Genomic DNA, 12,837 nt, shown 5'->3' with positions numbered 1-12,837 from the left:
ATATTTGAAATAATTGAATTTGACAATATAAAGCATAAACTTGATGAAGTTGATATGTTATTGAAAAAGTTGTTGAGTTTTCTAACGATGAATCGTTTATTAAAAAATAAGTGATTAAATATTGTTAGCGAGCGAGTTGGAGAGTTAGCGAGTTAGGAAGTAGGTAAGGAGTGCGTATGTTTGATATGAGTTTTGGTGCAGATGCTGGTTTTGGTGCAGGTGATGCGGCTGGTGACGGCTTGGAAAGCATGTATCAAGAAGTGATTTTGGATGCTGCGCGAAATCCGCATGGCAAAACTCATTTTGAAAGCACGGATGCGCTCGCACAAGCGGAATTGCAGGAAGAATTTCAAGAATCTGCTGAATCTGCCGAATCTGCAGAAAATACAGAATCTTCCGAAAATAAAGAATCTGCTGAAAATACAAAATCTGCCGAAATCACCCTAAATAATACTCACGAAAGTTGCGCTGTTACATCTGACGAAAACTCTGCTTTAGGTCAATCGCACCAATTCAATCCAACTTGCGGCGACGAAGTTACCATGCGCGTGGAGCTTTCACGCAGCGCAAATAATGACGAAACACCAATAGTGTCAAGTATTAAGTGGGACGGTCACGGCTGCTCAATTTCGCAAGCAAGCCTTTCAATGATGGTTGATCTAGTCGAAGGAAAATCAGTTGACGAAGCCTTACAATTAGACGCGCTTTTCCACAAACTTATGGAATCTCGCGGAGAAGGTTTGCAAAGCGAAGAGGACGAAGATGCGCTGGAAGATGCAATGGTTTTGCAAGGCGTATCGCGCTACCCAATGCGAATTAAGTGCGCGCTTTTGGCGTGGGAAGGCTTAAAAGACAGCATTGCAAAGGCTATGAAAGAACTATAAAATCTTTATGTAACGTAAAAGCAAGGAATATTATGGCAGAAAATCAATCGGCATCTGAGGTGATGTATGAAACGCATCCTGCGAATTTAAGCGCGAATGACATTGGCCGAGTTACAGAAGATGATATTTTAGACGCTTTACACGATGTTGTGGATCCTGAGCTTGGCATTGACGTGGTTGATTTAGGCTTGGTTTATGGTATTGAAATTGATGAGCTTGGGCGCGCAATTATTACTATGACGCTTACTACGCCTGCATGTCCGTTAACTGAATTGATTGAGGATGAGTGTGCGAATGCGCTCGCAGGCTTGGTGGAAGAGTTTCGTATTGATTGGACGTGGAAGCCGCGTTGGAGCGTTGAAAACATTAATGAGGACGGTCGCGCGCAGCTTGAGGCGCTTGGCTACAATCTCAACAGTTTGCAAGCGAATTTTGCTGCAGGAATGTACGGTTCTGGCGTAGTTGGCGATGCGTCAATGAGTGCTGGTATTCCGCCAACTGTGTGAGTATTTGGTTTGTGTGTTGTTTCTGTTTTGCTGTTTTGTTTTGAGAGCAACGTATTGCACAAGTGGGAATTATGGGCGCTGAAATAAAGGCAGTTAGTGCAAGCGGTATCTGTGATATTCGCGAAATAAGTGATGTGCGCGAAAATAGTATCCGCGAGTATGCTTTGCGCAGAATAACTGACGTTGTTTTCGACTTGCAATTGCTTGTGGATTGGGATGCGCGCCGCACTCTGGATGCAGATTATCCGGATTTTATTGGGGAAGTGCTTTTTAGTTTCGAGCCTGAGTGGGGATTTGAGTTTCACGAGTCATTGCGCGAGGCTGGGTGGAGCAGCAAGCAAGCGCTGGATTCGTTTGATGAGCATCACGGACCGGCAGTTACGTGGCTATATCGCTTGTATTTTGAGCGTTTCGAGCGCGGTTTTGCAGGCGAGCTCGCGGATGCTTCTGCCGCGGCGCGCGAGTTGATTGCGAGCGGCGTGCGCGTGTGGGCACTTGGTAACGCTTCTTGCGATTGGGTAAACTGCGCGCGCAAAACTTGCCCAATACTCAGCGAGCTTAACGGCGTTTGTGCATCTTACGAAACGCATTTGCGCAAACCTGACGTAATGCTTTACCGCACGTTTTTGCAACAAACCGGTCTTTCCGCTGCTTCCGCGCTTTTTCTTGAAAGTGACTCTCGCGCAGCTTCTGCAGCGTCGCTGCTTTATTCTTAAGCTGCATTTCTAATCTGCGCGCGCTCGGCCGCTTCGAGCGAATCGTAGCCATACATGTGCACGGTATTCGCGATTATCGTTTGTGTAAGATTTAGGTTTTCCGCGCGCAAGTTATGTACAAAACGCTGGTATTTAGCGAAAGTTGCGTCAGAATACGTGTTTAATTCGCCTCGCAAATACGTTTCAAAAGACGTATTCTCTGCCGTATCTTCGCTAGTTTTAAGCACGCGCATCGCAAAACCCAAATGCGGGTAGTGCTCGCGAAAATCCGCAGCCCACTCAACTTGAGTTAAAATAATCTGCTCCTGCGCGCTTTTTCTAGGCTCCAAAATTGGCTTAATATAAGGCTTAATCGTGCGCTCAAAAATTTCCGGCGCAGTCGACTCCATCATTCGCGCATACTTTTCCGTAATCAAATTGCCGCCGTTGCTGTTTGCGCGCTCAAGATCCTGCTTATAAGACTCCTGCAAATCCAGCGGCCACGCCAAAAACTGACTCATGCGCATAATGCGAAAAGTTGGCCAGTTTCCTTGGCAATTCGCGCGTCCGCCTTCGTTTTCTGTAAGCTGAAACTGATCCCACTCGAGTTTAGTGATTTCTTCCGCAAGATTTTCTGCTTTCGCAAGCTTTTGCGCTTTCGTATTTACTGATGAATCGCACATCATAAGCTCCTTAAGCACGCAGCGCGCGAATTAATATGCGCTTCAACGTACGGCCGCTGCCATTCCAAAAAAGTTTCGTCGCAATCGCTTAAGCCTTGATATTGCAATTCTCGCACAATATCTTCGCAAATGCTGTCAATTATTTGCGTAACTTGCTTTTGCGCAATTCCCGCTCCTTTGCCGCCTTCGCCAAAACCGTCGCCGCCGGAACCGTCGCCGCCAAAACAAGCAGCGGAAGAAAGTCGCATTACCGACTCAAGTTTGCTGCATACTTCCGGAAGCCTAGATGCCATGCGATTGCTGAGCTTGCGCAATGCCGCAAACTGCCACTTGTAGTAAGGCAAGTAGCCTGCGGTTACAGGATTGTTGAGCAGAAAAACGAGGGAAGCAGTTGCGCGCACGAATTCGTTGATAGAAAGCCATGCTGCGGATGCGTCTTTGCGCGCAATCATGCGTGGGAAATTGTATTGGCCGGCTTGCGAAATCATGCCAAGTCTGCGCGAGATTAGTGAGATTCGCACGTCGTTCGGCATGAGTTTGAAGCTTTGGCGCGCTTTTGAGAACTCGCCAAGAGGATCTGCGAAAATTTTTCCGTTCGTCGCTGCTGCAAGCGTTGACTCGCTTAATGAGAGCCATAAGTGCGGCTCGTTTGCGGCCGGGGCAGTGGGGAAGCCGGTTATATTTTCGAAAAATTCGCTTATGCGAAATATTCCGACGCGCTTGCTGCTTTCGCATGATTTGGCGCGCTGCGTTTCGTTGCGAGATTCAAAACCGGCGTATTTTTGCGGAAGTGCGTTGTAAGCGTTTTGCAAATCCGCGCCAATTTCCGCGTAATCTTCGTCAGTAAGCCACAAGCAGAATCCGGGACCAAAATCGTGGTCGCGCGAAATTTCGTCGTCAAAACCGTAGCATTCCGAACCGTGACCAACTAATCCTGCTGCAATGCGATTTTTGTACCTCGCGAATTTTGGCTGATCAAGTAACGGCTTTCCGTAAGTTTGCCAGTATGATTGCGCTAATTGCATGCCGGTTTTTATGTTATTGTTTGCTGTGTGTTGGTTTTCTGTTTGTTGGCTTTCTGTTTGTTGGCTTGATGATTCTTGAATTTTTGTAGATAATTTTGCAGATACTTTTTCGGATATTTTCGTAACTTTTTCTGCCAACTTGCGCGTTTGTCGCAAATTTTCTGCCGTAATCGCGTAAGATTCGCTATCTTTTCCGTAGCATCTCGCAATCAAATCAAGTGCCTTACTGTAACTTTCCTCAGCCTGAGCGTACTCTCCGCGCGCGCACTGTACTTGCGCAAAGCCTGCCAATGCAGAAGCGTAGTGCGGCTGATTTTCGTTATTCCCCGCAATATACATGCGAACGCTGGTCGAAGCGTGTTCAAAAGCGGATTCAAGAGTTGCGGATTTGCTGTTTGTGCTGGTGTTGGGATGCGAGCACTCCTTCGTATGCTCCTTCGTACACTCCTGCAGCATCGAAAGCGCAAGATTCGTGTGCGTGGCGGCAATATCGATGTCGCACTCAGGATCCGTGCTCGTATTTTGCAAAATTTCAAGCGCCTGATTAAGCTCCTCAATTGCATCATGCGTGCGACCGGTTTCGCTGTAAAGCATCGAAAGATTGTTGTGAAGCGCGGCAAGCTTGCGGTTTTTAGTGCCGAGCGTTTCGGTGGATTCGTTAAGAGCTTGAGTGTAAATTTTTTCGGCGCGATCGTAGCTGCCTGCCGCGCGAAGGCTTGTGGCGGCGTTAATTAGCGTAGTTGTGCCAGCTTCCGTGCCAGCTAGCTGCATTTTGTTTGCAAGATTTAGAGCGCGATTGATGATTGGCTGATTTTTTGTGTGCTCTCCGCGCGAACGGTAAAAGCCCATGAGTTCGTTGAGAATAGACAGTTGCAGGGGATTGGCTTCGGTAAGTTTTCGCAAAAGATACGTTTCAATCGCGTCTGCGCTCGCGTGATTCGCGAACATTTCGTCAAGCTCGTTATAAAATTGCGCAGCGTCCTCCATCAAAGCCCCCTTGCTATTGCGCTTGTTCACAATCAATCGACTTCAATTTTACAGCCATGTAAAGAAACTGCCGCTTTCACGCCAAATTGCGGCAGAAACTTTACGCACGTGTAAAGGAAATATCGCCTACGCGCCTTAATTCGGCAGAAATTTTACAGCCGCGTATAGGAAATGTCGGAATTGCGTGTGCGTGGGTGGAGGGTGATTCTAGAAATCAAAAGTCGGGCTGGCGGGATTTGAACCCGCGGCCTCTTCGTCCCGAACGAAGCGCGCTACCAAACTGCGCTACAGCCCGATGCTGAAACTAGCAAGCATATGCGCATAAAAGTTCCAACAACGTCCGTAATGTTACAGGTTGGCTAATACAAATTATTGTAAAGCGTGTGCAAGTCGCGCAAAGCAAGTCACGCAAAGTAAGTCCCGCGTAAGCATATTGCTACAGGCTGCGGAATTTCTTTGTAAACATATCGCAAATTATCACTGCAAGTCGCGTATAAAACCTGTATTACCTACTGGCTACAATTAGCGTTTATGACTGACACCAATACTGCAATGTCTGCCGCGCAAAGTGCCGCAGAATCTGCCGCTAAAAATGCAGCAGAAAACGAAGCAACAGATACCGTCAATGAAATTGACACTGTTGAACATGCCGAAATGTTACTCGCTCAAGACGAGGCAATCGCCAAGCGCGTAAACGAAGGCGCAACCTTGGATGAAGCAATCGACCCAAGCAATAAAGAATTTGGGCCACAAGCTCATCCTGAGCAGGTACAGATGCGCGTTGCTAAGCGCGCAATGATGCTTAAGGAGGGTGTGCAGCCTTATCCTGTGCATCTTAACGTTACTGACACAATCGAAAAGGTGCGTGCTGATTTCGATGGCAAGCTTGAAGCTGGCGAAGAAACCGATACCGAGGTTGGTATTGCAGGTCGCGTGCTTTTCTTGCGTAACGCTGGCGGCTTGTGCTTTGTTAAGCTTTCTGCCGGTGACGGTACTACGATTCAGGCGATGGTTTCCAAGAAGGAAATTGGTGAGGAGTCCATTAAAAGTTTTAAGCAGATGGTGGATTTGGGTGACCACTTGTACGTTCGTGGTCGCGTGATTTCTTCTAAGACTGGCGAGCTTTCTGTATTTGCAACCGAGTGGGCGATTGCGGCTAAGGCTTTGCAGCCGCTTCCGGCTTTGCATAAGGAATTAAGCGACGACACTCGTACGCGCAAGCCTTATATTGGCATGATTGCGGACGAGAAGATTCGCGATATGGTTCGCAGGCGTTCGCGCGCTGTGGCTTCGCTTCGCCGCACTTTCGACAGTCATGACTTCTTGGAAGTCGAAACTCCAATGTTGCAAACGGTTCATGGCGGTGCTGCTGCTCGTCCATTTACAACTCACATGAACGCTTTCGACATTGATCTTTATTTGCGCATTGCGCCTGAGCTTTTCTTGAAGCGTTGCTTGGTTGGTGGCATTGAGCGCGTGTTCGAAATCAACCGCGATTTCCGCAACGAAGGCGTGGATGCAACTCACGCTCCAGAGTTTACAATGCTTGAGGCTTACCAAGCTTACGGCACTTACGATACGATTGCTGCTCTTACCAAGGAGCTGATTCAGAAGGCTGCTGTCGATGCTTTCGGTTCCACTAAGGTGACTTTGCTTAATGGCGAAGAGTACGATTTTGGCGGCGAGTGGAAGCAGATTACCATGTACGGCTCGCTTTCCGAGGCTTTGGGCGAGGAGATTACGCCGGAAACTTCCGTTGAGCATTTGGGTGCGATTGCAGACAAGCTTGGTGTTGAGCGCGACGAAGTGGAGAATCACGGCAAATTGGTTGAGCACTTGTGGGAGCACTTCTACGAGGATAAGCTTTACGCGCCAACGTTTGTGCGCGACTTCCCAGTTGAGACGAGCCCGCTTGTTAAAGGTCATCGTACGAAGCCTGGAATGGTCGAAAAGTGGGATTTGTACGTGCGTGGCTTTGAGCTTGCAACCGGCTACTCCGAGCTTAACGATCCTGTTGTGCAGCGCGAGCGCTTTGTTGCTCAAGCTAAGGATGCTTTGGCTGGCGATGTTGAGGCAATGGATATTGACGAGGACTTCATTGAGGCTCTCGGCGTCGGTATGCCTCCTGCTGGCGGCATGGGAATGGGTATTGATCGCTTGCTGATCGCTCTTACTGGCGCAACTATTCGCGAGACAATTACGTTCCCACTCGTGAAGCCTCTTCGCTAGTTGTGATTATCGCTAGTTGTATTAGTTATAATCAGTTGAATTAATCTTAAAAGTCGTTGAATGCTATTTTAGTGTTCGGCGACTTTTTTGATTAAATTTTTCGTGTTTGTTTACTTTTTGTAAGTAGTCGTACGAAACGAATAGACTAGGTAACTATGACATACAAATTAGTATTGCTCCGACATGGTCAGAGCGCATGGAATAAGACCAATCAGTTCACTGGTTGGGTTGATGTACCGCTGACTGAGCAGGGTGTTGAGGAAGCTAAGCATGGTGGCGAGCTTCTTAAAGAGAAGAACGTTCTTCCAGACATCGTGTTCACTTCTTTGCTTCGCCGCGCTATCAATACCGCGAATTACGCGCTTGATGCAGCCGACCGCTTGTGGATTCCAGTTCGTCGCAGCTGGCGTTTAAACGAGCGTCATTATGGTGCTTTGCAAGGTAAGAACAAGTCTGAGATTCGTCAGGAATATGGCGATGAGAAGTTCATGATTTGGCGTCGTTCTTACGCAACTCCACCTCCTGAGATTGATCCAAACGATGAGTATTCTCAGACGAATGATCCTCGTTACGCAGGCGATCCAGTTCCAGAAACTGAAGCTTTGGCAAACGTTGTGACTCGCGTAACTCCTTATTGGGAGTCGGATATTATTCCAGAGCTTAAGTCCGGCAAGACTGTAATGATTGCTGCTCACGGCAACAGCTTGCGCGCAATCGTTAAGATGCTCGATAACTTGAGCGAGGAAGAGATTTCCAAGGTGAACATTCCAACCGCTATTCCTCTGCTTTACGAGTTGGATGAGAACTTCAAGCCAATCAAGCCTCGCGGTGAGTATTTGGATCCAGAAGCTGCTGCTGCCGGCGCTGCTGCTGTGGCTGCTCAGGGTCAGAAGTGAGACTCTGATTAAGCTGGATTTGGTTTGCTTAAGTTAGCTTTTACAATAAAAGTAGGTTTGCAATTAATTTGCAGACCTACTTTTTTATTCACGTTTTATTTTCGTGCGCACTTTGAGTAACTTGAAAGTGCGTAGCGCGTTTCGCTGTAACCGCTTTACGCTACAACCGTGTCTTTATCTGGCTCCGGCTTCTTGGACGGATCGAATCCGGAAACAATAAACACAATTTGCCTTGCGACGGCAACGCAATGGTCTCCAATTCGCTCAATAAAGCGGCTAAGCAGAACGACATCAATTAACTGCCTGCATGTACCCTTCCAATTTTCGCCTTCTACCAGCTCAAAAATCTTCTCGTGCAATTTGTCGAGCGCATCGTCGCCAGCAATAATAGTTTCCGCCATTTGCACATCGCGATTTGCAACCATGGTCGTTAAGCGGCCTGACAGTTCGTGCAAGAAATCAACCATTGCAACAATAGTTTCGCGTCCTTCTTGCGCAATAGCAGATTCAGGCCAGGTTCGTCTAGTAATTTGAGCGATATGACTTGTTAAATCTCCCATGCGTTCAAACGTTGCAGCTAATCGCATTGTAGCTACAACTTCGCGCAAGTCCGTTGCCACAGGGTTTTGGCGAGCAAGCAAAGTCAAGCATTGGTCAATAGTGCTTGCTTCTAAAGCGTCTAAGTCTGCGTCTTTATCGATAACAGTTTGAGCAGCTTCCAAATCCGCGTTTAAAAGCGCGCTTCCAGCATCGTTCATAGCTTTTGCTACAAGTTCTGCCATGCGCTCGATGTTTGAAGCAATTGCCTTCATTTCTTCGTTGAAAATTACTCGCATGGTGCGTCCTTTCTCAGTGCTGTGAGTTTATTTGAACGCCTAGTTTGCACGTCGCTATAAGTCAGGCATCCTATGTAATTATAGACGACGCTGGTAACGAAGCGACCGAAACTTTACAGCCGTGTAAAGTTTCTGCCGCTTTTTAGTTGCATAGTTACAAAAGCGCGCAAAATATGAGATTATAGGAGTATGCCTCAAGGTTCTTCTGCGGTTGTGATCGTTGTATTTGTTGCTTTCGGCGTGCTTGCGTTGTGCGTTGTGCTTTCGTTGTGTGTGTTGATGTCGGATTGGTTTTCTACAGTTTTGCGTCTTTTTAAGCGAGCGTTTAATTATATTCGTGGCGCAAGGTATGGCGCAAAGTATGACGAAAGCGACGACATAACCGACGACATCAGCGACAACGCAAGCGACGACATCAGCGACGACGCGTCCCAAGTTTTGGCAATGCTCGACATGCCAACTGTTGTAATTGATGCCAACAATGACGTAATTCGCGCAAGTTCTGAAGCTTATTTGCTAGGTGTTGTTAGCGATGATTCGCTATGTCAGTCTCGCGTTCTTCAAGCTGTTAATTCCGTACGCGCTTCTGGCGGATTCGATCGCTTCTCTTTGGTCACTTCGACCCCTGAGCGTTATGTGTCAATAACTGCAAATCCTCAAGAGTCAACCACTGTTTCGCGCCCTAATTGGCTTACTGTTACGGCTGGAAGCATTGGAGGCGGTATTGTAGTTGTAATTATTGAGGATACGAGTGCAGCTCACCGTTTTGCGCAAACTCGCGACGACTTTATTTCCAACGTTTCTGAGCAGTTAATGCGATCTACTCGCAACTTAACTCAGCTTACGAAAGTTTTGCAAAACGAACAGGTATCTGCGCAAAAAATTAAAGATATTGCGCAAATTGCCGGTAAATCTTCCAAGAAACTTGAGCACATGCTCGAAGATTTGTTGTGGCTGGTTCGCGCTCAAAATCCTATTGATTTAGATTCTGCGCAAGTATTTTCTTTGAATGATGTTTTGTCGTATGTGCAAAATCAAGTTGCTGCGTTTGCTAAGGATTGTTGCGTACGCGTCGTGTCAAAAGTCGATTCGCACTTATGCGTGCGCGGTGAAATTTCGCAAATTCAAGCTGCAGTGCGGAAATTAGTTGAGAATGCAATTACGTATTCTCCAAAAAATTCTACAGTTTCGCTATCTGCGTCACTTTCAACAGATGGTCAATACGCTGTGATTCGTGTTGTAGATCGCGGAGTTGGCATTGATTTGCAAGATCAGTCGCGAATTTTTGAACGATTCTATCGTGCGAATAATCAAAATAGTCAAAGCCAGGATGGTGTAGGTTTAGGGCTTGCAATTGCTAAGCATGTGGCACTTACGCACCACGGAAATATTACGCTTTGGAGTATGCCGGGGCAGGGTACTACCGTAAGTTTTGCGCTACCAATTGCAAATAAATAAGCAGCAAGTTAGCAAGTTAGCAAGTTAGCAAATCAGCAAGTTAGCAAATCAGCAAGTTAGCAAATCAGCAAGTTAGCAAATCAGCAATAAACTATTTTCCTAAGCGCCTGTAGTCCCAGCGGTCAAAATGTTCCCAGATTAATAGCAGAACGCCAATAATTGTTCCCGATACGCAAAACAGCACAGGAAACCAAGTTGTAATATGCAATAACGCAACGATAAGCGCAATCATTGTTGCGACTAGCCACGCGATCGTTCCTATAGCAAAAACCTTTCGCAAATCAACGCGCAGCGGTTTTGGTGCTGCTTTTCGTGCATCAGGATTAACTATAGGTGCAAATTTCATACTTCCAACCATACAACTTACCGAAGTCTAAGTGTGACAAGTGCAGCTTAAGCGCGAAAATTGGCGGATTTAGGTTGTGTGCGTTTCTTACATCCTAACCACGTTGTAACCTTTCACATAGAAGATTGGAAGAAAATCAGTTGGGGGTGTAGCGTTTGTGCGCTGCGTTCCACGTTTAACATAAGAAAGTGATTAGTATGAGACATGCTGCACATGGTGCCACAAAAGCAAAGAGGCGTGGTGATTCGCCGCTTTCGCTGTTTGTAGCTCAGCATGGCGCGCATGGTGCGCATAGTGTGCGCGGTATGCGTTCTGTTCAGACTAATCGTGTTAGTGAGCGTTTAGCTGCGGTTGCTACTAGCAATGGTGCTGTTGTAGAGCTTCCAGAAGCTGTTTCTGAGCGTTTGCAGGAGCTTGTTCCTCAAAGCAGGCGCGCGCTTAGGTTGTCTAAGCTTGCTAATGAGCGTCGTCACAATGTAATACTTTCGGCTTCTCTTGTTGCAATGGTTGGTACTGTTGCAGCTACTATGGCTTTAACTAAGGTTAATAGTTTTGATGCTCGCGCTTCCGAATTTGAGCCGTCTATGACTGCAGTTGGCGACGCATCTTCAACAGTTTCGCGTTCTAGCCAGCGCGAGTCTCTTGATCCTATGGCGACTATTAATAATGCTGTTGACTCTATTGAGAATGCTGCTAAAAAATCGCATAATGCGGGCTCTGCTGATGCTGCAAATAGCGCGAATGAAGATAGTTCTGCTCGCTCGGATTCGAAGCATGGAAACTTAGCCAATAAGGTTGCTAATTCAGTACAACCTGGCACTTTTTCTACTATATCTTCGAAGTCTGATTCGTGGAATTTAGGTTCTGATTCAGGCTTTAATATTGCGGAAATGTCGCGTTCTGCTGCGAATAATCCTAAGGTTGCTTTGTTGATAGATAAAGACTTTGACGTTTTGCCGAAGGGCTTTAATCCAAATCACGCAACTGGGGATACCGGTAACGCGTATGAGTTCAGCCAGTGCACGTGGTGGGTGTATATTCGCCGCCATCAGTTAGGTTTGCCTGTTGGCTCGCATTTTGGCAACGGAAATATGTGGGCTGATTCTGCGCGCAGTCTTGGCTATTGGGTAGATAATTCCGCTCGTCATGTTGGCGATATCATGGTGTTCCGCTCGGGTCAGGCTGGTTCTGATCCATTCTATGGGCACGTTGCAGTTGTTGAAAAAATTAATTCAGACGGTTCTATTGAAACTTCTGAATGTGGCGCTTCTTACCAAGGACGAACTTTCTCGCGCAAGTTTGACGCTAAGGAAGTTTCTCAATATCAGTTTATTCATTACTAAAGCTGCATTACTGAAGTTTCGTTACTAGAGCTGGTTTGCTAAAATTAGTTTGCTTATTACTGGCGTTGCTATTTTTCTCGTATGTAATACCCAGATGATACACTACGGAAAGTATGCTAAAACAAAGTAGAATTTTCTCAGTTTTTATATCAGCTGCCGCTGCAGCTTCAATGCTTACTGTTATGGCGCCATTCGCCATGGCAGAATCTTCGCATGAGCTTTCCGACTCAGCTGTCACTTCTACGCGCGCATTTCCAAAGGTGACGAATGTGCGTCGCGATATTTTAACTGAATCTACTTCTACTGATGTCGACGCAGATTCTCATTGGGGTGGCATAGAAAGCTTGAATGTACCTCAAACTAAGACTCCTAGCGAACAAGCTGCTGAAGTGGCACACCGTGCTTTTGCTGGAAATGTTGCTGCAAGCCGTTCTGGTTTCCGCAGTGGTGTTGAGCAGGTTCCTCTTGCTTCTGTAGTTCCTCCTGACGGTAAGTCTGTTGCTTCTCTTTTGAATTTTGCTACTCAATTCTTAGGCAAAGTTCCGTATCGTAGTGGTGGCAATACTCCTGCTGGATGGGATTGCTCCGGTTTTGTGCAGTATGTTTTTGCTAGTGTTGGTGTTTCTTTGCCTCGTACTTCTGGAGCGCAGGCAACTGTTGGAACCCCAATCCCAAGTTTGGCTCAAGCGCAGCCTGGAGATATTATCGCGAATGCGCAGCATGCTTCTATTTATGTTGGTAACGGCATGGTAATTAATTCGCAGCTTGCTGGCACTAAGTACGATCCTATCCGCTGCGTGTTCCCAGGCGGATACTCTATTCGTCGCGTTCTGTAGTTTCTATAGCTTCTGTAGAGTTTCTGTAGTCATATATCGCAAAACTGGCCAACACTCAATCTAAAATTACGCTACAATAGTATTTACAAGTTGTGCGCGAGTGACGCTGCTGT

Annotated in this window: 12 protein-coding genes and 1 tRNA gene; 8 read left to right on the top strand and 5 right to left on the bottom strand. The window is 46.7% G+C overall.

Annotated features, from left to right (window positions below; translation table 11 throughout):
- Nucleotides 1-176 precede the first annotated feature (176 nt).
- The 3 genes from sufU to A5295_RS04695 all read left to right on the top strand — a co-directional run bounded on the left by sufU (nt 177) and on the right by A5295_RS04695 (nt 2,106).
- Nucleotides 177-884 (top strand): Fe-S cluster assembly sulfur transfer protein SufU, encoded by a 708-nt coding sequence (sufU, locus tag A5295_RS04705; RefSeq protein ID WP_064621919.1) that lies wholly within the window; start codon nt 177-179, stop codon nt 882-884.
- Between the two features lie 32 nt (nt 885-916).
- Nucleotides 917-1,390: a metal-sulfur cluster assembly factor gene (locus tag A5295_RS04700; RefSeq protein WP_004110664.1), complete on the top strand. Its 474-nt coding sequence runs from the start codon at nt 917-919 to the stop codon at nt 1,388-1,390.
- Between the two features lie 71 nt (nt 1,391-1,461).
- Nucleotides 1,462-2,106, top strand: coding sequence for an alpha/beta hydrolase (locus tag A5295_RS04695; RefSeq protein WP_180963749.1), 645 nt, complete (start codon nt 1,462-1,464; stop codon nt 2,104-2,106).
- Here the strand turns inward: A5295_RS04695 and A5295_RS04690 are convergent.
- The 3 genes from A5295_RS04690 to A5295_RS04680 all read right to left on the bottom strand — a co-directional run bounded on the left by A5295_RS04690 (nt 2,103) and on the right by A5295_RS04680 (nt 5,075).
- Nucleotides 2,103-2,771, bottom strand: coding sequence for a DUF4125 family protein (locus tag A5295_RS04690; RefSeq protein ID WP_318257192.1), 669 nt, complete (start codon nt 2,769-2,771; stop codon nt 2,103-2,105). The genes A5295_RS04695 and A5295_RS04690 overlap by 4 nt on opposite strands.
- Nucleotides 2,768-4,780 carry a DUF4037 domain-containing protein gene (locus tag A5295_RS04685; RefSeq protein WP_064621912.1) on the bottom strand — a complete coding sequence of 671 codons (2,013 nt, stop codon included), beginning with the start codon at nt 4,778-4,780 and terminating at the stop codon, nt 2,768-2,770. The genes A5295_RS04690 and A5295_RS04685 overlap by 4 nt, the downstream gene beginning before the upstream one ends.
- 221 nt (nt 4,781-5,001) lie before the next feature.
- Nucleotides 5,002-5,075 (bottom strand) — tRNA-Pro (locus A5295_RS04680).
- Between the two features lie 236 nt (nt 5,076-5,311).
- Here A5295_RS04680 and lysS point away from each other — a divergent pair.
- Entirely contained in the window at nt 5,312-7,009 is a 1,698-nt protein-coding gene (gene lysS / locus A5295_RS04675) for a lysine--tRNA ligase (RefSeq protein WP_004110641.1), read from the top strand.
- Nucleotides 7,010-7,164: 155 nt separating this feature from the next.
- Entirely contained in the window at nt 7,165-7,905 is a 741-nt protein-coding gene (locus A5295_RS04670; protein WP_004112459.1) for a phosphoglyceromutase, read from the top strand.
- Nucleotides 7,906-8,060: 155 nt separating this feature from the next.
- Here the strand turns inward: A5295_RS04670 and phoU are convergent, their stop codons facing one another.
- Nucleotides 8,061-8,741 carry a phosphate signaling complex protein PhoU gene (gene phoU, locus A5295_RS04665; protein ID WP_064621910.1) on the bottom strand — a complete coding sequence of 227 codons (681 nt, stop codon included), beginning with the start codon at nt 8,739-8,741 and terminating at the stop codon, nt 8,061-8,063.
- Nucleotides 8,742-8,930: 189 nt separating this feature from the next.
- On the opposite strand from phoU, the gene A5295_RS04660 reads away from it, so the two are divergent.
- Nucleotides 8,931-10,199, top strand: a complete 1,269-nt coding sequence (locus tag A5295_RS04660; protein WP_004110632.1) for a cell wall metabolism sensor histidine kinase WalK — start codon at nt 8,931-8,933, stop codon at nt 10,197-10,199.
- A gap of 91 nt (nt 10,200-10,290) precedes the next feature.
- On the opposite strand, the gene A5295_RS04655 is transcribed toward A5295_RS04660, so the two are convergent.
- A complete protein-coding gene (locus A5295_RS04655) occupies nt 10,291-10,557 on the bottom strand; it encodes a DUF2530 domain-containing protein (protein WP_004110629.1) in 267 nt (88 codons plus the stop codon).
- 185 nt (nt 10,558-10,742) lie between these two features.
- Between A5295_RS04655 and A5295_RS04650 the strand changes: the two genes are divergently transcribed.
- Nucleotides 10,743-11,888: a CHAP domain-containing protein gene (locus A5295_RS04650; RefSeq protein WP_064621908.1), complete on the top strand. Its 1,146-nt coding sequence runs from the start codon at nt 10,743-10,745 to the stop codon at nt 11,886-11,888.
- A gap of 113 nt (nt 11,889-12,001) precedes the next feature.
- Nucleotides 12,002-12,724, top strand: coding sequence for a C40 family peptidase (locus A5295_RS04645; RefSeq protein WP_064621906.1), 723 nt, complete (start codon nt 12,002-12,004; stop codon nt 12,722-12,724).
- The last annotated feature ends 113 nt before the right edge of the window (nt 12,725-12,837 follow it).

It is taken from the genome of Gardnerella sp. 26-12, assembly GCF_001660745.1.
GTDB lineage: Bacteria > Actinomycetota > Actinomycetes > Actinomycetales > Bifidobacteriaceae > Bifidobacterium > Bifidobacterium swidsinskii.
The sequence above is the reverse complement of the archived record's forward strand: the minus strand, read 5'-3'. Positions and strand labels throughout refer to the sequence as shown.

Coding starts and splice junctions, on each gene's coding strand:
- sufU (WP_064621919.1), top strand. CDS start 177: ATGTTTGATATGAGTTTTGGTGCAGATGCTGGTTTTGGTGCAGGTGAT.
- A5295_RS04700 (WP_004110664.1), top strand. CDS start 917: ATGGCAGAAAATCAATCGGCATCTGAGGTGATGTATGAAACGCATCCT.
- A5295_RS04695 (WP_180963749.1), top strand. CDS start 1,462: ATGGGCGCTGAAATAAAGGCAGTTAGTGCAAGCGGTATCTGTGATATT.
- A5295_RS04690 (WP_318257192.1), bottom strand. CDS start 2,771: ATGATGTGCGATTCATCAGTAAATACGAAAGCGCAAAAGCTTGCGAAA.
- A5295_RS04685 (WP_064621912.1), bottom strand. CDS start 4,780: ATGGAGGACGCTGCGCAATTTTATAACGAGCTTGACGAAATGTTCGCG.
- lysS (WP_004110641.1), top strand. CDS start 5,312: ATGACTGACACCAATACTGCAATGTCTGCCGCGCAAAGTGCCGCAGAA.
- A5295_RS04670 (WP_004112459.1), top strand. CDS start 7,165: ATGACATACAAATTAGTATTGCTCCGACATGGTCAGAGCGCATGGAAT.
- phoU (WP_064621910.1), bottom strand. CDS start 8,741: ATGCGAGTAATTTTCAACGAAGAAATGAAGGCAATTGCTTCAAACATC.
- A5295_RS04660 (WP_004110632.1), top strand. CDS start 8,931: ATGCCTCAAGGTTCTTCTGCGGTTGTGATCGTTGTATTTGTTGCTTTC.
- A5295_RS04655 (WP_004110629.1), bottom strand. CDS start 10,557: ATGGTTGGAAGTATGAAATTTGCACCTATAGTTAATCCTGATGCACGA.
- A5295_RS04650 (WP_064621908.1), top strand. CDS start 10,743: ATGAGACATGCTGCACATGGTGCCACAAAAGCAAAGAGGCGTGGTGAT.
- A5295_RS04645 (WP_064621906.1), top strand. CDS start 12,002: ATGCTAAAACAAAGTAGAATTTTCTCAGTTTTTATATCAGCTGCCGCT.